This window comes from Janthinobacterium sp. BHSEK (assembly GCF_056174685.1).
The window spans coordinates 15,525-36,103 of record NZ_JBWBYV010000067.1; the positions used below are offsets into that span (position 1 = coordinate 15,525).

Sequence of the window (20,579 nt, forward strand, 5' to 3'; positions counted from 1 at the left end):
GGTGGCTCTAGAATTTCAGCAGCGCGGCCGTCATGACCCCGCCGTACAGCACGAACAGGCTGCCCAGGCAGGCGCCGAAGCCATAGCGGGCGCGGCGGCGGCGCACCTGCTGCAGCGGCGTCCAGTTCATCGATACCGTGCCCAGCACGTTCAAGCCCGTCGCGTCGCGCAGTTCGGACGGACTGAGGAAGGTGGGGCGCACCTGGCTGATCAGCAGGGCCGCGGCGACGCCGGCCACCAGGGCCACGCCCAGCGCCGCGCTGAACAGCAGCGGGCGGTTCGGGCCGACGGGCGCATATTGCACCGTGGGCGGGTCGATGATCTTGAAGGCCATCATCTCGGTGGTGGAACTGAGTTCGCCCGACAGCTTGGCCGCTTCGCGCCGGCCGATCAGCTTTTCATAGTTTTCCTTGTTGATGATGTAGTCGCGGTTGAGCTGTGCCAGCTGCGATTCCACCTCGGGCACGGCATTGCTCTGCGCCAGCAGCCGTTCATTGCGCGCGCTGTATTCCTGCACGCGGGCGCGGATGGCGGCCACCTTGGCGTCCGCGTCCGTCAGCGCCACCTTCAGCTGCTGCAGCATGGGGCTGTAGTTCTTGCCCGGGTCGCCGGACGCCGTTTTCAGCTTGCTTTCCTCGATCTTGCGCTCTTCCAGCTGGGCCACCAGGCGCTTCGAGGCGATGATGTCGGGATGCAATTCCGTAAATTGCATGCGCAGGTTGTCGAGGTTCTTGTTGAGCGAGGCGATGCGCTCGTCGAGTTCGGGATTCGTGATGGACGACGCGTTCGGCTCCATGTCGAGCACGGGCTCGTCGCCCTCGATCTGGCTCTGGATGGCCTTGCGCGCCTGTTCCGCCTCGACCAGCTCCAGCTTGGCATTGTTCAGGCTATCGGACGACATCAGCAGCTGGCTGCCGTAGTCGATGCCCTGGCGCGGCAGCAGCAGGTTGTTGCGGATCTTGAATTCCTTCACCAGGTTTTCCGCCGCGCTCAGCTTGTCCTCGTAATTCTTGATCTGCTCGTCGATGAATTGCACCGCCTTCTGCGAATCGCCCTTTTTGCCCTGGAAACTGCCTTCGACAAAGATGGTCAGCAGGCTTTGCACCACGTCGCGCACCAGCTTCGGGTTGCGCCCGCTGTAGCTGATGGTGTAGATGTCATAGGCGTTGGTGCCGGTGATCTTGATGCGGCTCATCAGGTCATCGAGCTGGGCCTCGTGCTCGCGCACGGTCTTCGAATCGAGGTCGAGGTCGACCATGCGCATGACGCGCTCCACGTTGGGCCGGCTGAGCAGGGTGCGGCTCATGATGGCCACCTGCTGTTCCGTGTTCGGCACGCTGGTCATGCCGGCCATCAGCGGCTTGAGGATGGTTTGCGTATCGACAAACACGCGCGCCGACGTCTGGAAGTCGTCGGGCAGGCTGATCACCTTGATGAAGCCGACGATGGCCACCAGCCACGCCACCAGCACCGCATGCCAGCGGTATTTCCAGATGCCTTTCAGGCTGGAAAGCAGTTGCTGTATCAATTGCTCCATGTCGCTTCCTTCAGGTAACGGTGCTGCACGGCAGACGGGCGGGCGACGGCGTCTTGCAAGAAATGCTTGTCTGTTGAGTAAGCAAAGTATAGGGCGCCTGTCGAGCAAGATTTCCCAAGATGATTGCTTCTTGATACGCCTCAAGGTTCACTTGCCGGCTTTTAATAATCATAGGAAGTTCGCGGCCCAGGCTGGTTCTGCGGGGCCGGCCATGGACGCGCCATCGACTCGAAGAGGCTCCGCATGAATCCGTTTTGCCGTGCATTTGTCTGCAACACGCTGCTCCTGGCCGGTGCCGCCGGCCTGCTGGGAGGCTGCCGCACCCGCTATCCGCTGGCGCCCGCCGACGACAGCGCGCCCATGCACGATTACCTGATCGGGCCGGGCGATTCCGTCAACATCATCGTCTGGCGCAATCCGGAAGTGTCGCTGACGGTGGCCGTGCGGCCGGACGGCAAGATCACCACGCCGCTGGTGGAAGACCTGGAGGCCAGCGGCAAGACGTCGACCCAGCTGGCGCGCGACATCGAGCAAGCCTTGAGCAAGTTCATCCAGCAGCCCGTGGTGACGGTCATCGTCACCAATTTCTCGGGGCCGTATGGCGAGCAGATCCGCGTGATCGGCGAGGCGGCCAAGCCGCAGGCGCTGCCGTACCGGCTCGGCATGTCGCTGATGGACGTGCTCATCGCCGTGGGCGGCATCACCGATTTCGCGGCCGGCAACAAGGCCAGCATCATCCGCGTGCGCGAGGGCAGCCAGCAGCAGCTGCGCGTGCGGCTCGACGATTTATTGAAGGAGGGCGATATTTCCGCGAATGTCATGATGCGGCCGGGCGACGTTTTATTGATCCCGGAAAGCTTTTTTTAACAGCGGGCTCGACAATATCAAAACAGCACTTATATTTGTCATTTTGTACTTTTCGGCAAATTTCATCGTGTTATTTTGCTATCTAAAGACAGATTTCTTCTGTTTTTTTAGCTAAAGGTGGGAACTTCTCCCGTTTTTGTCTTGTCACAAGGCATTGGCTTCAGTCCGTCTCGACGGCTGCCGATGAACGTGAGGACAAGATGAGCTTTGAAGATGAACCCATTATTTCCTTCGACACGCCCGGTACTTTCAGCGACCTGGTGGTGGGCGAGGGGCAGATCGACCCGGCCATGGAGCATGAGCTCGACCTGCAGCGCTTTCATATCCGCATGGCCAATTCGCGTGGCCGGCGTGAAGCGGCCAGCTTGCTGATCCGCAAGATGTACGGCTGGCGCGGCTATGCCGTCGATCCCGGCATCGCGCACGCCTTGAACAAGATCACCTTGTTCGCGGAAACGGCGGGCACCACCGTCGGCACCATGACCCTGTGCCTCGACAATGACGAGACGGGCTTGCCGGCCGATGAAAACTTCCGCGACAAGCTCGACGTCCTGCGCGAGCAGGGCCGGCGCCTGTGCGAGCCGTCGCGCCTGGCCATCGACAAGGGTGTGAGCAAGCGCGTGTTTGCGGCGCTGATTCATATTTCTTATATCTATGCCCACAATATTCACGGCTTTACGGATTACGTGATCGAAGTCAATCCGCGCCACGTGGTGTTTTACAAGCGCATGCTGGGCTTCCAGGACTTCGGCGGCGAGCGCGAGTGCACGCGCGTGGGGGCGCCGGCCGTGCTGCTACGGCTGGACCTCGACTACATGGGGGCCCAGATCCGCAAATACGGTGGCCTGATGGAACAGCATGGGGGTGAACGGTCGTTTTACCCCTTTTTTTTTCCGACATGGGATGAGCCCGGCATTACCGACCGGCTGAGGCAAGGGCGCAACTGAGGTTTATTTGCTTTTCAGTAAGATCGCCTGCATGTAGCCGCCCGGAATCGCGTAGGTGATGCCGCTCGGCGCGCTGATGGCGGCCTCCTTCAGGCCCTTGACGTACACCATGTTGACGATGCCGTAGACGAGACCGGTCTCGGGATCGAACAGCGGGCTGCCGCTGCTGCCCGGATACGCCGTCGCGTCCAGCTGGAACACGGTGTAGGGCGCCTTTTGCAGCTGCGCCAGGCGCCGGACGTCGAGGCGCTGCGCGTTTTCGCTGGGCATGACCACCGGCGTCAGCGATGACACGGTGGCGCGGTGCGTCACGTGGTGCAAACCGAGCAAGGTCCCGAGCGGAAAACCCGTGAAAGCCAGGGCCTGGCCCTCGCGCACCGTGGCAGCGTCGCCCAGCGCCAGGGCGGGCAGCGGCGCGCCCGCCAGGCGCAGCAAGGCCAGGTCGTGTTCCGTGTCCAGCGCCTGGACTTTGGCGGGGCGAAATTGCGCCACCTCGCCCTGGCCCGTGAGTATGCCGATGACTTCGTTCGGATTCGCGTCGAGCAGTTTCTGGATCACATGCGCGCACGTCAGCACGCTCAAGCCGTCGCCGGCCACGAAACCCGTGCCGATGAAATTCATCGGCGGCGTGCGCGTCTTTTGCAGGCTGCCCACGCCGACGATCGACGGCTTGACGCGCGCGATGGTCTGCGCCAGCGATGCGTCGGCGCGGCACGGCGCGCAGGCCAGGAGCCAGGCCAGGCAGGTGAGCAGGGCGAAGGGGAATGTCAACGGCAGGGCTTTCATGGCGGCGCGCTTTCAAGGGCAGGAGGTGGCGGGGAGTGGGCGGGCCTCAGCAGCGCGCACAGCAGCAACAGATAGCACAGCAAGGCGATGCGCGGCACGTCGAGCAGGCTGTCGAACAGGCCGACGACGAGAAAACCCAGCAGGGCGGCGGCGCAGGCCAGCGCGCCTGGATCGCCCCCCCTGGCCTGGCGCAGCAGGCGCGTGCCGGCCATGGCCAGCAGGGCCAGCATGGCCAGTGCGCCGCACCAGCCCGTTTCCACCAGCACGTGCAGCGCCATGCTCTTGATATGCCATGGCAAGTGATGGTGGTCGCTGCTGAAAAACCAGTAATTGTTGGCCTGCGTAAAGCGTCCGTTGGCGAGCAATTCCTCGCCGCCGGGCGTGCGCAAGCTCAGATTGTCGACTTCGAGCACGGACGAGTCAGCCGTGCCGCTGGCCGCCAGTTCCAGCTGCACGGGCGGGCGCAGCAGCCAGGCGCCCGCGCCCAGCCAGCCGCTGTCGAACGGCACGTCGTAGTGCTGCCAGACCGCCGCCGGACTGCCGGTCGGATGAGGACGCAGGCGCAGGGGGACGGACACGCAGCCTTGCGCATACAGCAATTGCCGCTGGCACAGGCGCACCTGCAGCACGGGCATGGGGCCGCTTCGGCGCACGTCCAGCGCCAGGGTGTAGCGCGTGGCGGGCTGCACGCGCACGCGCTGCAGCAGCCGCAGCAGTTCGCCATAGCCGGCGCTGTAGCCGGGACTGGCCAGGCGCACATAGCGATTCCCCCCTTCTTCGGCATACGTGATGGTGGCCGGCACTTCGCGCTGGGGATTGTGCCAGTAATAGGTGGCGGGAAAGCTGCCCATGCCCATGCCGAACAGGCGCTCGCCCCAGTCGGCTGGCTGCATGGCCAGCGCTTGCCGCCAATGGCGCAAGCGGCCCTGCATGTCGAAGGCCGTGGTGGCGAAACGCTCGGTGGCGTAATAGCTGGCCGAGACGGGGATGGCCAGCAGCAGCAGGATGCCGGCCGCGCCCGCGATGCTCAGGCTGGCCCGGTCCAGCCGCCACAGGGGCGGGCGCAGGCGTCCGTTGCCCAGCATCAGCATGGCCAGCAGCACGACCAGGCCGGCCGGCAGCAGCGCGCCAGCACCGGCCCAGTGCCAGCCTATCCAGGCGAGATTACATGCGAGCATGGTCCACGCCATCATCGCCACGCCCAGCCTGGCTGGCCCCTTGGCGGCGCCAGCGCCGGGCCACAGCATGGCCGCCAGCAGCACGGCCGCCAGCAGGAACAGGAAATACGGGCCTTTCAGCCAGCCGGCCGTGTGCTGATCAAGCGGCTCCGGCCACCAGGCGGCCAGCAAACCCTGCAGGCACAGCGCGCACAGCAGGCTGGCCGGCGCCAAACGCCACGGCAAGGGCCGCGCGGCCAGCACGAAGCTGGCCGCGAGCAGGACCACGGCGGCGAGCAAGCCCCGGTAGCCGGCCAGGCTGAACATGTACACGAGCAGGCCGGTGCCCAGACCGGCCAGCAGCAGCCTGAGCAACACACCGCGCACGGGCGGGCGGCCGGGCGGGCGCCGCGCCGCGCCGGGCGGCGTGCGCAGGGTTTGCCAGAATCCCAGCAGCATGGCCGCCGCCAGCGCCGCATACAAGCCCCGTGAAAAGGTGGTGAACGCCGCGTGCAGGGCCAGGGCCAGCAGCAGCATGGCCAGCGCCGCCTGCCAGCGGCTGCGGGCGCGCGCCAGCCACAGCGCGGCAAACGGCAGGCTCAGGGCCAGGTAGCCATCGAGCGCGGCGCCGCCCGTGTGCATGGCGGAAAACGGCGCCGTGATGCGGTAGTCGCTCGACAGGTTCGACAGGCCGGGAAACACGGCCCGTTCCCACAGCGCGAACAGCGACACCATCGCCAGCCCGGCCAGCATGCCCGGCAGCGCGTAGCGGCGCAGGGCGGAAGGATCCCCGTCGCGCAGCAGCAGCGGCAGCAGCAGCATGCTCCAGGCCCAGGCCTTGCCCAGCCGCAGGCTGTTGTAGGGGCTCAAATAATTATCCCAGGCATTCAGGTCGAGCGGCGCCAGCGGCAGCACACCGCGCAGCACGGCCGCCAGCCAGGCCAGGCTGCACAGCAGCAGACAGGCGCGGGCGGCGGGCGAGAGCGTGGCCGCGGCGCTCTGGACAGGGCCGCCCAGGCGCCAGTAGCCGCACGCCACCGTCAGCAACAGCAGCACGTCGATTTCCTCGAGGAAGAACCAGCCCGTCCACGGCGCCAGGTCGAGCACGGGCAGCAGGGCGGGCACGCAGAACAGCCAGCAGGCGGGGCGCCAGCACAGCAGCAGGAAATAGGCTGGCAGCAGGATGGCAAACAGCAGGCCGGGCCAACCGTGGCCCAGCGGATAGTGGCGCAAGGCCAGCGCGCAGGCCGCGCCCGCCAGCAGGGCCAGCGGCCGCGCCGCCAGCCCGGGCATGGCAGCGTGCATGGCCATGGCTTACAGCTGGGTCAGCAAGGCCTGCGCCGCGGCCCGCTGCGGAAAGTCCTTGTTGGCGGCAAGCAATTGTTCCAGTTGCTTGCGCGCGCCGCCCTTGTCGCCCGCTTTCGCCAGGGCCGCACCCAGGTGGTACAGCACTTCGGGGGATGTCGGCGCCAGCCCCGCCGCCTTGCGCAGCAGGGCCGTGGCGCGCGGGACGTCGCCCCGTTCCAGTACGATCCAGCCCAGGGTGTCGAGCACGGCGGGATTGTCGGGCGCCAGCTTGAGCGCCTGCTCGGCCGTGGCTTGCGCGCGCGGATCTTTTTCCTGCTGATACGCCCAGGCCAGGTCGTTCAGCGCCACGACATTGTCCGTGTCCTTGGCCACCACATACTGGAAGTGCTCGATGGCGGCGCGGTATTGTTTCGCCGCCAGCCGTGTGCCGGCCAGGTAGGTGTGCGTCGGCACGTCTTCCGGATGTTCCTTGAGCCAGGCGGCCATGCGCGCCTCGGCGTCGCGCTCCTGGCCCGACGCCTGCAAGGCGCGGTACAGCTGCACCTGCAGCGGGCCGATGGGGCTGATGTCGAACGCGTGCTGGTACAGCTTGACGGCTTGCTGCGGCAGCTTCTGTTCCATCAGCACGTCGCCCTCGAGCTTGTAGCCGGCCGCCAGCTTCGGCTGCTGTTCCTGTACCTGCCGCGCCACGGCCAGCGCCTCGCGCTGGCGATTCAGGTTCAGCAGCAGAGCCACTTCCACCACGCGCGCTTCGAGCAGGGACGGGTCAAGCGCCTGCGCCCGCTTGACGGCTTGCAGCGCATTATGGTGGTCGCCCAGCGCCAGGTGCAGGCTGGCGATGCGCATCTGCAGGGGCGCGGACGTGGTTTGCAGGCTGGCCAGCTTGTTGTAGCTATCGAGCGCGGCCGGCGCCTGGCCGGCGCTGTATTCGACCTGGGCGCGCAGGGCCAGCGCATCGGCGTCGCCCGGATGGCCCGTCTGAAAGGTGCGTGCCAGTTCCAGCGCCTTGTCGGGTGCGCCCGTCTTCAGGTAGAAGTTACTCAGCAGCAGGGCCGGCGCGACGGCGTCGGGATTGTCGCGGTGGGCCCGTTCGAGCCAGCGCCGCGCCTCGTCCGTCTTGCCCTGCGATGCGGCCAGCTTGGCCAGCGCCGCGCACAGGTCGGCATTTTTCGGCGCCTTCGCCAGCGCCCGCTCGAAGCGCTGTTTTGCCTGCTCCGGCTTTTTCTCCGCCAGGTCGATCTGCGCCAGGTTGTTCAGGGCGGGCAGATAGACAGGGTCCATGCCCAGGGCTTGCTCGAAACTGGCGCGCGCGGCGGGCAAGTCGCGCAAGGCCAGGTAGACGCCGCCTTTCAGGTTCAGCAGCAAGGGATTCGTGCCTTTCTGCTGCTGTTCCATCATCTTGACCGTGGCCAGGGCCTTGTCGTTCTGCTTGTTGCGCAGCAAGGTCATCACCAGCATGGTGCCCGCCTGCGGCGTGCTCTTGTCGAGCATGCTGGCGCGTTCCAGTTCATTGATGGCGCGGCTGTTCTCTCCCATGCCCAGGCGGCTGATGCCCAGCGCCGCATGCAGCCTGGCCGTGTCCGGCGCCAGGGTGCTGGCTTGTTCGAAATACGCCGTCGCCTTGTCGTAGCGGCGCGCGCGCAAGTGGGCTTCGCCGGCCAGCGACAGCAATTCCACGTCGTCGGGGAAGGCGGCCAGCATCGGTTGCAGCAAGTCGATGGCCGCGTCGGTCTTGTTGCGCATCAATTCAATCGACGCCATCATCTTGACTGCATACAGGTGTTTCGGATACACGGCCAGGAAGCGCCGCAGATAGTTTTCCGCCTGTTGCGGCGAACTGAGCGCCAATTGCACGGCGCCGGCCAGCAGGATGGACGGCATGTGGTCGGGCGCCGCCTTGAGCACCAGCTGCAAGCCTTGCAAGGCCGCCTTGTGCTTGCCCTGGCGAAAATCGAGCAACGCCTGCGCCTGCAGCAGGCCCAGGCTGTTGGGCGCCGATTTGCGCGCCGTGGCCAGCTGGGCCGCCGCTTCCGGGTAGCGGTTTTCCACGATGTCGAGGTTGGCCAGGTCGATGTGCGCCTGGGTATTGTCCGGTTTGATCTTGAGGATCTGCATGTAGGCGAGGCGCGCCGCGCCGTTCTTGCCTTGCAGGCGCAGCAGGTCGCCCTGCAGGCGCAAGGCGTCGAGGTTGGCGGGCGCGTTTTTCAGGGCTTGCGCCAGCAGCAGCTCGGCCGCCGTCACCTGCTGCTGCAGCGCCGCCAGGCGCGCCAGGCCCAGCAATGCCTCGACCTGGTCCGGATGGGCTTCCAGCAGGCGCGAGAACAGGGCGCGCGCCTCGTCCTGGCGGCCCAGTGCCAGCAGGGCGTCGCCGCGCAGGGCCAGCACGCTGGCCGGCTGCGCCGCATCGTCGGCGATCTCGGCCAGCACCTTGTCGAACTGGCCCAGCATCAGCCAGGTCTTGCCCAGCAATGGCATCACTTGCTGCGCCGACAGGCCCAACGATTTTGCCTTGCGCAATTCTTTCTCGGCCGACAGGGCCTCGCCCGTGTCGATATAGATGCTACCCAGCAGCAAGCGCGCGGCCGCATTGTCCGGCTCCTTTTGCAGCAGGTTCTTCAACTGGATGATGGCGGCCCGCGCCTCGCCTTTCTGCCGGTACTGCTGCGCGTCGGCCAGCAGGCTTTCGCTGCTCTGCGTGCCGTGGCAGCCCGTCAGCAAGGGCAGCAGCAGGGTGCAGCACAGCGCGGCGGCCGGCAGGCCTGGGAAAGGGCGGGGCAGGGAACGGGCCATGGAAGTCTCCGGTAGCGGCATGCATGAACGATGAGCATGGCCTAGCTTAAAAAGATGGCCGCCGGTCTCCTTGATTGCGCTCAACAAGCCGCCGATTGTCCGCGCGCCTGCCGGCCGCCGCTCCGCGTTTCTTGTTCCCGCTCAAGAATGGCCGAACCGGCAACCGTAGAATTTCCCGGACGGCGATGCTCAGGCCGCAACCCTTCGGAGCACAGGCTATGGACAGCAAGGTGAATAACAAGGCGGGCGTGGTGGCGGTGGTGGGGCTCGGCTATGTGGGCTTGCAGCTGGCCGTGGCGTTCGGCATGCGCCAGCGCACGGTCGGCTTTGACTTGTCGGCCCGCAAGGTGGAAAGCTACCGGCGCCATATCGATCCGACGGGCGAAGTGAGCACGGAACAGCTGCTGGCGGCGCAATGGCTGAGCGTGGGCTGCGACCCGGCCGAGCTGCAACTGGCCGATTTCATCGTCGTGGCCGTGCCCACGCCCGTCGACAGCGCGCACAATCCCGATTTTTCGGCCCTGGCCGGCGCCAGCGCGGCCGTCGGGCGCCACATGCGGCGCGGCGCCGTCGTCATCTACGAATCGACCGTGTATCCGGGCGCCACCGAGGAAATCTGCATCCCCATCCTCGAGCAGCATTCGGGCTTGCGCTGGAAGGAAGACTTTCACGTAGGCTTTTCGCCCGAGCGCATCAATCCCGGCGACAAGGACCACACCCTGCACAGCATCCGCAAGGTGGTCTCGGGCGACGACGCGGCCACCCTGGACAAGGTGGCGGCCCTGTACGAAGGCGTGGTCGAGGCGGGCGTGCACCGGGCTTCGAGCATCAGGGTGGCCGAGGCTGCCAAGGTCATCGAAAACACGCAGCGCGACCTGAACATCGCGTTGATGAACGAGCTGGCCATCATCTTCGACCGCATCGGCATCGACACGCTGGAGGTGCTGCAGGCGGCGGGCACGAAATGGAATTTTTTACCGTTCCGTCCCGGTCTCGTGGGCGGCCACTGCATCGGCGTCGACCCCTATTATTTGACGCACAAGGCGGAAATGCTCGGTTACCACCCGCACGTGATCCTGGCCGGGCGCCGCATCAACGACGGCATGGCCAAGTTCGTGGCGGAAAAAACCATCAAGGAAATGGTGCGCGCCGGCTTCAAATTGAAAGGCTCGCACGTCAACGTGCTGGGCCTGACCTTCAAGGAAAACTGCCCGGACCTGCGCAATTCGAAAGTGGTCGACATGATCCACGAGCTGCAATCATACGGTGTGCAGGTGCACGTGCACGACCCCGTCGCCGATGGGCGCGAGGCGCTGGAAGAGTACGGTCTATTGCTGGAAAGCTGGGAGCAGCTGCCGCAGGCCGAGGCCATCATCAGCGCCGTCTCGCACCAGGCCCTGCTGGCCCGCCCGCTGGCCGACTTCCAGGCCAAGGTGCTGGAAAACGGTTGCTTCATCGACATCAAGTCGCATTTCGACCCCCGTCCGCTGCAGGACGGCGGCTTGCACGTGTGGCGGCTGTGATGGCGGCCGCTACCATCGGTCCCGCCGGCAGCGACAGCGCGTATGCCCGGGCCTGCGCGCAACTGGCGCAAACGCCGCGCCGCTGGCTGGTGACGGGCGTGGCCGGCTTCATCGGTTCGCACCTGCTGGAAACCTTGCTGAACCTGGGCCAGGAAGTGCGCGGCCTGGACAACTTCATGACGGGCCACCGCCACAACCTGGAGCAGGTGCGCGCCAGCGTGGGCGAAGCGGCATGGCGGCGCTTCACCTTTATCGAAGGCGATATCCGCGACCCGCAGGCGTGTGCGCGCGCGTGCGGCACGCCGGTACTGACCGCCAGCGGTGGCGACGGCGACGGTGAGGCAGACGGTGAAGCCGGCGGCGGGACAACTACGGCCGACGGTGGCGGCGGCGCCAGCGACCCCGGCGGCAGCCGGGCCGCGTGCAACCGTGCCGATCCGGGCGGCTCCGTCGCCGTCGACTACGTGCTGCACCAGGCGGCGCTCGGTTCCGTCTCGCGTTCGCTGGAAGACCCGCTGCTGTGCCATGCCGTCAATGTCAGCGGCTTCCTGAACATGCTGGCCGCCGCGCGCGACGCGGGCGTGCGGCGCTTCGTGTATGCGGCCTCGAGCGCCACGTATGGCGACCATCCGGCCTTGCCGAAAGTGGAGCAGCACATCGGCGCGCCCCTGTCGCCATATGCCTTGAGCAAATATGTCAACGAGCTGTATGCGCAGGTGTACGCGCGCTGCTACACCATGCAGACGGTGGGACTGCGCTACTTCAATGTCTTCGGTCCGAGACAAGACCCGCTGGGCGCCTACGCGGCCGTCATTCCCCGCTGGATCGCCGCCATGCTGGACAATCAGGCCGTGCGCATCCATGGCGACGGCGCCACCAGCCGCGACTTTTGCTTCGTGCACAATGCCGTGCAAGCCAATATCCTCGCCGCCACCGGGACCGACCCGGCGGCCGTCAACCAGGTCTACAACGTGGCCGTCAACGCCCGCACCAGCCTGACCCAGTTGCACGCCACCATGCAGCAGATGATGCTGGCCGTGCGCCCGCAGCACGTGCCCCAGGCGCCGCACTACGGCGAGTTTCGCGCCGGCGACGTACGCCATTCGCAGGCGGACATCGCCAAGGCGGCCCGCTTGCTCGGCTATGTGCCCACGCACAACCTGGCGCAAGGCTTGCGGCAGACCATCGCCTGGTATGTGGCACAGGCTGGCCGGGCCTGAATCGCGCCCATCCTGCCGGCAAGTCTTGCCTGCAAGTTCCGCCTGCAAGTTCCGCCTCTTAGCGCCGGACGGGCGCCGCCGTCGGTGCCGGTGGTGCTGTCGGGGTGGGCGGCGCGGGCGGCTCCGGTACGCCGTCGGCCTTGCTGCGCAGGACCCGCGGCGTGCCCCGGAAATCGGCCGTATGCAGGGTGACGGGGCGGCGCCAGACGCGGGCGATATACGCCAGCACCTGTTCGGCCCGCTCCAGATCGAGGCCGCGCCCGTCGCGCTGGTGATCGTGGCGCAGCACCAGGCTGCCGTCGTCGTTGAGCAGGGTGACGGCCACGCATGGCGCGCCATAGTTATATTTGGGCGCCAGGATGGCTTCGCGGATGGCCGTCAAGTCGCGGCTGGCCAGGCGCGTTTCGCCGTCAAGGCGGCTTTCATGCACGAACAGGCCCAGGCGGTCAGCCAGTTCGGCGTCCAGATAATTGCGTATGAAACTGCAGTCGTCGTCGTCGCGGCAGATCTGGCGCGCCCGCGCCAGTCCTTCGCGCTCGATGATGTGTTCCCACATGCAAAAGCCCAAATGATAGGGGTTGACGGCCAGCGCCTGCTGGTGCTCGCCCGCGTAAGGGCGCACCACGTCCGAATGCGACTTGATGGCGGACAGATACAGCGCCGGCGGCAGGAAGTGGGCTTCGCGCAGCAGCCGCGCATGCCAGTACGAGGCCCAGCCTTCGTTCATGATCTGGCAGGCATATACGGGATAGAAGTAAAACGACTCTTCGCGCACGGCGAGGAAAATGTCGCGTTCCCAGTCGGCCAGCTCCGGCCCGTATTGTGCGATGAACCACAGCAAGTCGTACTCCGCTTGCGGCGGCACGAGCGGGCGCTGGGTCAGGCGCGCCCTGGCCGCCCCGTGCGCCGCCAGCGCGGCCGCTTCGCCGGGCAGGCGCTGCCAGCGCCGGGCAAAAGGTTCGTCATCGGCGGCGTTGTCTGGCGTGCCCGCCGCGCCGGCTGGCGCCGATGCCGCGGCATACGGCGGGCGGTGCAGTTCGGCGTGGATGTCCACGTGCTGTTCCAGCGCCAGTGCCGCGTCGAGCACGGCCTCGACCTGTTCCTGCCCGTGGCGCTGCAGCGCCAGTTCGAGACGCTGCGCCCGCGCCGCGCTTTGTTCCAGGATGCGCTGGCCCGCCATGGCGCCGAAACGCAGGAACAGGGCATTGCGGCTGGCAAAGTCGGCATGGCCCAGCACGTGGGCCGTGACGAGGGTGTTTTCCGCCACGGAATTGTGTTCAGCCATGTAGGCATGGCATGGGTCGCCGGGAAACATGACTTCGAACATGTGCGAGTTGCCCATCTTTTGATGCACGAGCTGGTGGATGTAGCGCACGCCGAAGGACCAGTGGCGCATGCGCACGGGCAAACCATAGATGGCGATCTCGGCCATGAAACTGTCCGGCACCAGTTCGAACTCGACGGGGGCAAATTCCAGGCCCAGTTTCCGCGCCAGCGCTTCGATGCGCGCCGCGTAGGCGTCCAGGCCGGGTTTGTCTGGCGCGCTGCCGTGGCCCTGTGCGTCATGCCGCGTCATGCCGCTTCCTCCGTACCGGCCGCCTCGTGCTGGAAAAAGGTGCGGATGGCCGCCCAGATATCGTCATTCCTGCTCAGGATGCTGCTGTGCAAGGGCAAGCCCCGCCTTTCCTGCTCGGCGCACAGGCTGTGCATTTCCGTTTCCAGGCTGCGCGGCACGCCGGGCACGGTTTCCACATAGCCCATGTAGTTGAGCAAGGCGGCCAGCTCACCGAGGGCCAGGCTGGCCGCCGCCCGGTCTTCGCTGAAATTCTCGCCATCGGAGGCATAGAACAGGTAGGCGTTGTAGCGGCCCGGCGCATAGTGTTCCTGCAGCAGTTCGCGGCTCAGGCGAAAGGCGGTGGAGGCCATGGTGCCGCCCATGCCATTGACCTGGAAGAACTCGGCTTCGGAAAATTCCCAGGCCCGCGTCGTATGGGCGATAAAACGTGTTTCCACGCGCGCATACCTGCGGCGCAAGCCCTGCAAGGCAAAGAAAAAGAAGGATTTGGCCAGCTTGCGCTCGGCCTGCGCCATGCTGGCCGACACGTCCAGCACGAAAAACACGATGGCATTCGCGCTGGGCCGTGGCTGTAGCAGCACCTGGCGGTAACGCAAGTCGTCATTGGTGAACGGCACGGGCCGCGCCTGCAAGGCGCGCCGCTTGATGGCTTCCTTGACGGTGCGTCGACGGTCCAGCCGCGAACGGGCGCCATGACGGTCCAGTCCGCTACGCACGAGCCGCACCTCGTCGATGGCGCCCAGGTGGCGCGGTTTCAGGTCCGGCAACTCGAAGGTCTCCCACAGCCAGTCGAGAATGTCGTCGATGGGAAACTCCAGCAACAGGCGCACGGCGCCCTCGCCATTGCCGCCTTCGCCTTGCGCCCCGGCCCCGTCCGTGGCGGGGCGCGCCGCGCGCAGGAGATCGCCGGGCTGGCCGTCGCCCTGTCCCGCGCCCACGCTGTTGCGCGCGGGCGCCAGACGGAAGCGCGCATGTTCGAGCAGACGCAGGGGCACTTGCACCGTGCGCTGCTGCGGTCCGCCGATCAGGTCCGGCGTGGCGATCAGCTCGGGCAAATGCGCCTGCACGGCGTCGCGCACTTTCTGGTTGTGGCGCAGCCAGTCGCGCGCGCCGCGCGAGAACAGCGCATACCAGGGCCGGGCCAGGGCAGGCGCGGCGCCCGCCGGTGCTGCCGCGCCGGTGGCGGCGTTGCAGCCAGTGGTGCCAGCCGTGCTTGCCGTGCCAGTCATGCCTGTCGGGCCGTCGCGTACCGGAGGACCCTGTTGCTTGCCGCTGTCTGGCGTGGTCGTGGCGGACATGGCTATTCCTGCGCCAGCAAGGTGGTCACGTAGTTGAGCGCTTCGCGCGCGCTATGGGCGTCGTAGCCGTATTCGTCGACCAGGCGCTGCTCGACGGCGGAGATCCTGGCCCGCACGTCGTCGTCGGGGCGTTTGGCCGAGCCGACCAGGCGCAGCACGTCGCGCCGCTGTTCGAACAGATATTGCTGGATGGCGTCGTGCAATTGGGCATGGCTGCCCAGGCCGAACGCCTCGCCCCGCTTGAAGGCGCTCATGGCCTTGCGCACCACTTCTTGGCGGAAAGACTGCTTGCCCGAATCGCTGATGTGGATTTTTTCTTCCACGGCGCGCAGGAAGCGCTCGTCGGGACGGCGCTCTTCGCTGGTGATGGGATCGCGGATCTGGCGGTTGTCGAGCATGGCTTCGACTTCATCGAGGTATTTGTTCAGCAAGTCCTGTGCTTCTTGCTCGAATGACACGAACAAGGCCTTGTGCACGTCGGCCTTGACCCAGCGGTTATAAAAATCCTTGCGCGTGAGCACCAGATAATCGACCCATTTGCGCTTGCGCCGCGGCTCGATGCGCGCATCGCTTTCGATGCCGTCCTTCAGGGCCAGCAGCACGTCCATGGTCGACAGGCTGTTGCGCTGGGCGGAAATGATGGCGTGCGACAGGGCGTTGATGACGAAACGGGGCGACACGCCCGACAGGCCCTCGTCGGGCGCCTTGTCGCGCTCGCGCAGGCGGCGCAGGTCGGCCGGTTGCAGGTCGTCGACGTCCTCGTTGGCATACACGCGCAGCTTCTTGACCAGTTCCGCTTCCTTGTCGTCGCCCTCGGGCAGGCGGCTCAGGATGGCAAACACGGCGGCCGCATGCAGCACGTGGGGATCGAGGTGCACGTCGCGGAAGGCGGGCGCGGCCGCCTGGATCAGCTTGCGGTAGATGCGCGCTTCTTCGCGGTAATTGAGCGTGTACGGCACTTGCACGATGACCATGCGGTCGAGCAGCGCCTCGTTCTCGCTTTCTTGCAGGAATTTACGAAATTCGGCCAGGTTGGTGTGCGCGAGGATGGTTTCATCGAGGTATATCAGGGGAAAGCGCGACACCTTGACATTCTTTTCCTGCGTCAGGGTCAGCAGCAGGTAGAGGAATTCCCGCTTGACCTTGAGGATTTCGATCATTTCCAGCATGCCGCGGCTGGCCGCATACACGGCGCCGGACCAGGACCAGGCGCGCGGGTCGCCTTCGTCGCCGTATTGCGCCACTTTCGACAGGTCGACGGAACCGACGAGGTCGGCCAGGTCGGCCGTCGTGGGATCGTGCGGCGCATACGTGCCGATGCCGCAGCGGCCCGCCTCGGACAGGTGGATGCGTTCGACGGGCATGCGCAGGAAGTCGCCGGCGTACTGCTCTTCCAGGCGGGCGCGGCAATGGGGGCACAGTTCGCCATGCAGTTCGGCATCATAGCTGGCGCGAAAATCGGCGCGCATGCTGTGCGGCACCAGATGCAGCGGCGATTCGTGCACGGGACAGCCGGCGATGCCGTACAGCGCGCCTTCGCTGCTGTGGCTGTACTCTTCCAGCCCCCGCTTGAGCAGGATCACCATGGTCGACTTGCCGCCCGACGGCGGGCCCAGCAGCAACAGCATGCGCCGGCCCACCTCGGAGCCGGCGGCGGCCGCCTTGAAGTAGGCGGCGACCCGGTCGATCGCCTCGTCGATGCCGAACAGTTCGTCGTCGAACAGGCGGCAGCGGAAGCGCCCGGCGGCGTCGGTCTGGCCATTCCAGCGCATCATGTCCCACAGGTACTGGTGCGCGCTGCGCGTCAGCAAGGCGGCGCGGCCGGGCAGGATCTGTTCGATGAAGTCGGCAAAACTGCCGCGCCAGGGGCTGATGCGGTGCTTTTCCGCCCATGCCGCCATGCCGTGCACAAAACCCGCATGCTGGCCTGCGTCTGGGCCGCCGGCATCCGCGGCGCTGTGGCCTGCCTGTCCGCCCGCAGGAGCCTCGTCGTGGCTTGTCGTACCAGGGCTCGTCATTGTTTTCCCATCCATACCGTTGCTGGCGTTGCCGCATTGTTGCCAACCCTGCCAACCTTGCCGGCCTTGCTGCCGTGGAACAGGCCCGCTTCCCGCCTGTCAGTCAAGTATACGGCGGCGACTCCGGCCGCACGCCTGATCTTGCTCAACCTTGGCAAGGGAACTATTTTTTCCTTTGCTGTCTCCTGCGGCGCAGGGCGGCCATGCGTCCGCGCGGTTCAATCCAGATCAATACCGGCCCGCGCGGGCCGTCCACACTGGTGGTTTGCGGCGACCCACGAGGAGAACACGATGACAGGCAACGAGAATGGTTTCAGCGCCCCGCCTGGCGGCAGCGGCAGGGGGCAAAGCGCGGACGATGAAGAGGCCGTCGGCCAATTCGCCGTCCCCGGCGCAGACGACAATACGATCGAGAGCGCATCCGTCGCGGACGTGCCCGACGCCTTGAGCGGCGTCAGCATGGAATTGCTGGAAATCAAGCGCAGCATCGAAGACGGCATGCGCCAAAGTATCACCCAGGCGGGCGGCGTGCGCGCGGCCGATGCCTTCAGCGACGGCGGCAATATCCAGGGCGTGTCCATCGGCCTGGGCGAGGGCGCCAGCGACAGCTCGTCCGGCGAGCCGGGCTTGCCGGCCCTGACCCTGTACGTGGCCGAAGCCACCTCCGTCGACCGCGCCAAGGCTGCCATCGTGGGCGCCATGGGCGTGCGCGCCGTGGCCAGCGACCATGTCCCCGTGAATATTGTCGTCACGGGCGTGATCGATGCGCAGCCGCACCGGTTCCGCCTGCGCCCGGCGCCGGGCGGCGTGTCGGTCGGGCATTTCCGCATCACGGCCGGCACCATCGGCTGCCTGGCCGTGGGACGCAGCGCGCCGCGCAACGGTCGTTTGATGATTCTTAGCAATAATCACGTGCTGGCCAATTCCAATGGCGGCGTGTTCAACGATTGTATCGTGCAGCCTGGCCCCGTCGACGGCGGCCGCTGCCCGCAAGACCAGGTGGCCGTGCTCGAGCGCTTCGTGCCCATCAATTTCAGCGGCGGCGTCAATTATGTCGATTGCGCCACCGGCTGGGCCTGGCCAGACCGCGTGCGGCCCGAACTGGTCTACCTGAGCGGCGGCGTACCCGCGTATTTCCGCATCAGCAATGCGCTGGTGGCGCCCGCGCTGGGCATGATGGTCGGCAAGTCCGGCCGCACGACGCAATTGACGCAGGGCCGCATCACGGGCCTGGGCGCCACCATCAACGTCAATTACGGCGGCGGCAGGATCGCGCTGTTCCAGGACCAGATCGCCATCACGGGCGTGAGCGGGGCCTTCAGCGCGGGCGGCGATTCCGGCTCGTCCATCTGGACCTGGAACCAGCAGCGCAATCCCATCGGCCTGCTGTTTGCGGGCGGTAACAACATCACGTTCGCCAACCAGATGCGGCGCGTCGTGGCGGCGCTCGACATCAATTTGTACACCTGAGCACGCTGCCAGGACCGGGCAAGGCGGTGGCGCGCCGCCTTGCCTGACGCCGCTTTTTGCACGATGATGGTGTAGTGGCCACGCATGCTTGCGCCCGGCGAAGGGCGCTGCAGCGCAGGATGGCCGGGTGTATCATGGAATGCATCAGGAGGGTGTGTCATGTCAAACAGTAAATTCGCACAATCGCCATATGCCGTCTTCGAGGACGCCGCCATGCCGTATTTGCCGGATGAGGCTACTGGACAGGGCGTGGGGCAGTACGCGCCTGCCGCGCCGCACGGCCGCCTGGAAGCGGCACGACGGCGCAATGAGCGGGCGCTGATGGCCATCGACGGCGTGGAAGGCGTCAGCCTGGGGCAGACGGCCGTGGGCAAGGAGGCGCTCGTCGTGTATCTGCGCGACTCGTCCGTCAAGCGGCGCGTACCGTTGCAGATTGAGGGCTATCCGGTGGAAACCAGCATCACGGGCCAGATCGATATCCAGCGCTGGTAGGCCGCAAGCGGGCCTGCCGGCTGGTATGCCTGCCAGAAAGTATTGCGTGGAAGGCCTGTTGCCAGGCCCTCCACGCAGTCTTGCGGCCTGCCTTATTTGCTCAGGCGGGCTATCGCTTCGGCCACGCCCGCGCCATAGGCGGGGTCGCACAGGGTGCAGTTGCCGATGTGGCGTTGCTTGACTTGCTCCGAGGCGCCCGAGATGGCGCGCGCCGTGTTGTCGAACAAGGCTTGCTGCTGCGCCGCGGTCATCAGGCGGAACAGGGCGCGCGGCTGCGAATAGTAATCCTCGTCAACCCTGTGGTTCCAGTGGTCGGCCGCGCCCTCGATGCTCAATGGCGGCTCGCGGAAATCGGGTTGCTCGGCCCATTCCTGCGCGCTGTTCGGTTCATAGCCCAGGGTGCCGCCCTGGTTGCCGTCGACGCGCATCTGGCCGTCGCGGTGATAGCTGTGGAACGGGCATTTCGGCGCATTGACGGGAATATGGCTGTGGTTGACGCCGAGGCGGTAACGCTGCGCGTCGCCATACGAAAACAGCCGGCCTTGCAGCATCTTGTCCGGCGAAAAACTGATGCCCGGCACCACGTTGGCCGGGTTGAAGGCCGCCTGTTCCACTTCCGCGAAATGGTTGTCCGCATTGCGGTTCAGTTCCAGCACGCCCACTTCGATCAGCGGATAGTCGCCGTGCGGCCACACTTTCGACAGGTCGAAGGGGTTGAGGTGATACGTGCCTGCCTCTTTTTCCGGCATGATCTGCACGTACAGGGTCCAGCGGGGGAAATCCTTGTTTTCGATGCTGTCATACAGGTCGCGGTGCGAGCTTTCGCGGTCCTTGCCGACCAGTTCCTCCGCTTCCGCATCCGTCAGGTTTTGTATCCCTTGCTGGGTTTTGAACGTGAACTTGACCCAGAAACGCTCGTTTTGCGCATTCAGGAAGCTGAAGGTATGGCTGCCGAAGCCGTGCATGTGGCGGAAGCTGCGCGGCAAGCCACGGTCGCTCATCACCACCGTCACCTGGTGCAGCGCTTCCGGCAGCGAGGTCCAGAAATCCCAGTTGCTGTTGGCGCTGCGCAAGCCCGTGCGCGGGTCGCGCTTGATGGCATGGTTCAGATCGGGAAATTTCAATGGGTCGCGCATGAAAAACACGGGCGTATTGTTGCCGACCAGGTCCCAGTTGCCTTCTTCGGTATAGAACTTCAGGGCGAAGCCGCGGATATCGCGTTCCGCATCTGCCGCGCCCCGTTCGCCGGCCACCGTGGAAAAGCGTGCAAACATGGGCGTTTGCTTGCCCACTGCGCCAAAGATCTTCGCGCGCGTGTAGCGCGTGATGTCGTGCGTGACGGTAAACGTGCCGTGCGCGCCCGATCCCTTGGCATGCATGCGGCGTTCGGGAATCACTTCGCGGTCGAAGTGGGCCAGCTTTTCCAGGAACCAGACATCTTGCAGCAGGGCGGGGCCGCGTGGGCCGGCCGTCTGGATATTCTGGTTGTCGACGACAGGCGCGCCAAAGGCGGTGGTCAGCTTTTTCATTGGACTCTTTCTTTCATGGCTAGGCAGAGCAATGGACGCACCGGCGCTACTCAAACACTGG

14 protein-coding genes are annotated in these 20,579 nt (G+C 65.9%); 6 read left to right on the plus strand and 8 right to left on the minus strand.

The features are described 5' to 3' along the window. Positions 1 to 7: 7 nt before the first annotated feature. Positions 8 to 1,537, minus strand: coding sequence for an XrtA system polysaccharide chain length determinant (locus AC0V2Y_RS22385; protein ID WP_475416032.1), 1,530 nt, complete (start codon positions 1,535 to 1,537; stop codon positions 8 to 10). A 243-nt stretch (positions 1,538 to 1,780) separates the two neighbouring features. Between AC0V2Y_RS22385 and AC0V2Y_RS22390 the strand changes: the two genes are divergently transcribed. Together AC0V2Y_RS22390 and AC0V2Y_RS22395 are read left to right on the plus strand one after the other, a co-directional pair. Continuing rightward, positions 1,781 to 2,404, plus strand: a complete 624-nt coding sequence (locus AC0V2Y_RS22390; RefSeq protein ID WP_475416031.1) for an XrtA/PEP-CTERM system exopolysaccharide export protein — start codon at positions 1,781 to 1,783, stop codon at positions 2,402 to 2,404. 200 nt (positions 2,405 to 2,604) lie between these two features. Then, the gene (locus AC0V2Y_RS22395) at positions 2,605 to 3,351 is read left to right on the plus strand and encodes an N-acyl amino acid synthase FeeM domain-containing protein (protein WP_475416030.1); all 747 of its coding nucleotides are present in this window, start codon (positions 2,605 to 2,607) and stop codon (positions 3,349 to 3,351) included. A gap of 3 nt (positions 3,352 to 3,354) precedes the next feature. On the opposite strand, the gene AC0V2Y_RS22400 is transcribed toward AC0V2Y_RS22395, so the two are convergent. Genes AC0V2Y_RS22400 through prsT form a run of 3 tightly spaced genes read right to left on the minus strand, consistent with a single transcriptional unit; the run spans position 3,355 to position 9,392 of the window. Then, positions 3,355 to 4,137: a S1 family peptidase gene (locus tag AC0V2Y_RS22400; protein ID WP_475416029.1), complete on the minus strand. Its 783-nt coding sequence runs from the start codon at positions 4,135 to 4,137 to the stop codon at positions 3,355 to 3,357. Then, the gene (locus AC0V2Y_RS22405; RefSeq protein ID WP_475416028.1) at positions 4,134 to 6,605 is read right to left on the minus strand and encodes a hypothetical protein; all 2,472 of its coding nucleotides are present in this window, start codon (positions 6,603 to 6,605) and stop codon (positions 4,134 to 4,136) included. Before AC0V2Y_RS22405 ends, AC0V2Y_RS22400 begins: the two co-directional genes overlap by 4 nt. 3 nt (positions 6,606 to 6,608) lie before the next feature. Next, positions 6,609 to 9,392, minus strand: a complete 2,784-nt coding sequence (gene prsT / locus AC0V2Y_RS22410; protein WP_475416027.1) for an XrtA/PEP-CTERM system TPR-repeat protein PrsT — start codon at positions 9,390 to 9,392, stop codon at positions 6,609 to 6,611. Positions 9,393 to 9,610: 218 nt separating this feature from the next. On the opposite strand from prsT, the gene AC0V2Y_RS22415 reads away from it, so the two are divergent. Continuing rightward, the gene (locus AC0V2Y_RS22415) at positions 9,611 to 10,915 is read left to right on the plus strand and encodes a nucleotide sugar dehydrogenase (RefSeq protein ID WP_475416026.1); all 1,305 of its coding nucleotides are present in this window, start codon (positions 9,611 to 9,613) and stop codon (positions 10,913 to 10,915) included. After that, positions 10,915 to 12,135, plus strand: a complete 1,221-nt coding sequence (locus AC0V2Y_RS22420; protein WP_475416025.1) for an SDR family oxidoreductase — start codon at positions 10,915 to 10,917, stop codon at positions 12,133 to 12,135. Before AC0V2Y_RS22415 ends, AC0V2Y_RS22420 begins: the two co-directional genes overlap by 1 nt. Before the next feature lie 58 nt (positions 12,136 to 12,193). Here AC0V2Y_RS22420 and AC0V2Y_RS22425 read toward each other — a convergent pair whose 3' ends face one another. The 3 genes from AC0V2Y_RS22425 to AC0V2Y_RS22435 are packed head-to-tail and all read right to left on the minus strand — an operon-like array spanning position 12,194 to position 17,027. Further along, complete coding sequence (locus tag AC0V2Y_RS22425; protein ID WP_475416024.1) at positions 12,194 to 13,711, minus strand: SpoVR family protein; 1,518 nt, start codon at positions 13,709 to 13,711, stop codon at positions 12,194 to 12,196. After that, positions 13,708 to 15,009, minus strand: a complete 1,302-nt coding sequence (locus AC0V2Y_RS22430; protein ID WP_475416023.1) for a DUF444 family protein — start codon at positions 15,007 to 15,009, stop codon at positions 13,708 to 13,710. The genes AC0V2Y_RS22425 and AC0V2Y_RS22430 overlap by 4 nt, the downstream gene beginning before the upstream one ends. A gap of 2 nt (positions 15,010 to 15,011) precedes the next feature. Then, positions 15,012 to 17,027, minus strand: a complete 2,016-nt coding sequence (locus AC0V2Y_RS22435) for a serine protein kinase (RefSeq protein ID WP_475416022.1) — start codon at positions 17,025 to 17,027, stop codon at positions 15,012 to 15,014. Positions 17,028 to 17,318: 291 nt separating this feature from the next. On the opposite strand from AC0V2Y_RS22435, the gene AC0V2Y_RS22440 reads away from it, so the two are divergent. Both AC0V2Y_RS22440 and AC0V2Y_RS22445 read left to right on the plus strand, forming a co-directional pair. Next, positions 17,319 to 18,497 carry a hypothetical protein gene (locus AC0V2Y_RS22440; RefSeq protein ID WP_475416021.1) on the plus strand — a complete coding sequence of 393 codons (1,179 nt, stop codon included), beginning with the start codon at positions 17,319 to 17,321 and terminating at the stop codon, positions 18,495 to 18,497. 159 nt (positions 18,498 to 18,656) lie between these two features. After that, the gene (locus tag AC0V2Y_RS22445; protein ID WP_475416020.1) at positions 18,657 to 18,989 is read left to right on the plus strand and encodes a hypothetical protein; all 333 of its coding nucleotides are present in this window, start codon (positions 18,657 to 18,659) and stop codon (positions 18,987 to 18,989) included. 92 nt (positions 18,990 to 19,081) lie between these two features. On the opposite strand, the gene AC0V2Y_RS22450 is transcribed toward AC0V2Y_RS22445, so the two are convergent. Further along, complete coding sequence (locus tag AC0V2Y_RS22450) at positions 19,082 to 20,518, minus strand: catalase (protein ID WP_475416019.1); 1,437 nt, start codon at positions 20,516 to 20,518, stop codon at positions 19,082 to 19,084. Positions 20,519 to 20,579: the final 61 nt, after the last annotated feature.

Bases quoted from the DNA above. Each gene is read 5' to 3' on its own strand.
- AC0V2Y_RS22385 (WP_475416032.1), bottom strand. From the start codon at position 1,537: ATGGAGCAATTGATACAGCAACTGCTTTCCAGCCTGAAAGGCATCTGG.
- AC0V2Y_RS22390 (WP_475416031.1), top strand. From the start codon at position 1,781: ATGAATCCGTTTTGCCGTGCATTTGTCTGCAACACGCTGCTCCTGGCC.
- AC0V2Y_RS22395 (WP_475416030.1), top strand. From the start codon at position 2,605: ATGAGCTTTGAAGATGAACCCATTATTTCCTTCGACACGCCCGGTACT.
- AC0V2Y_RS22400 (WP_475416029.1), bottom strand. From the start codon at position 4,137: ATGAAAGCCCTGCCGTTGACATTCCCCTTCGCCCTGCTCACCTGCCTG.
- AC0V2Y_RS22405 (WP_475416028.1), bottom strand. From the start codon at position 6,605: ATGGCCATGCACGCTGCCATGCCCGGGCTGGCGGCGCGGCCGCTGGCC.
- prsT (WP_475416027.1), bottom strand. From the start codon at position 9,392: ATGGCCCGTTCCCTGCCCCGCCCTTTCCCAGGCCTGCCGGCCGCCGCG.
- AC0V2Y_RS22415 (WP_475416026.1), top strand. From the start codon at position 9,611: ATGGACAGCAAGGTGAATAACAAGGCGGGCGTGGTGGCGGTGGTGGGG.
- AC0V2Y_RS22420 (WP_475416025.1), top strand. From the start codon at position 10,915: ATGGCGGCCGCTACCATCGGTCCCGCCGGCAGCGACAGCGCGTATGCC.
- AC0V2Y_RS22425 (WP_475416024.1), bottom strand. From the start codon at position 13,711: ATGACGCGGCATGACGCACAGGGCCACGGCAGCGCGCCAGACAAACCC.
- AC0V2Y_RS22430 (WP_475416023.1), bottom strand. From the start codon at position 15,009: ATGTCCGCCACGACCACGCCAGACAGCGGCAAGCAACAGGGTCCTCCG.
- AC0V2Y_RS22435 (WP_475416022.1), bottom strand. From the start codon at position 17,027: ATGACGAGCCCTGGTACGACAAGCCACGACGAGGCTCCTGCGGGCGGA.
- AC0V2Y_RS22440 (WP_475416021.1), top strand. From the start codon at position 17,319: ATGACAGGCAACGAGAATGGTTTCAGCGCCCCGCCTGGCGGCAGCGGC.
- AC0V2Y_RS22445 (WP_475416020.1), top strand. From the start codon at position 18,657: ATGTCAAACAGTAAATTCGCACAATCGCCATATGCCGTCTTCGAGGAC.
- AC0V2Y_RS22450 (WP_475416019.1), bottom strand. From the start codon at position 20,518: ATGAAAAAGCTGACCACCGCCTTTGGCGCGCCTGTCGTCGACAACCAG.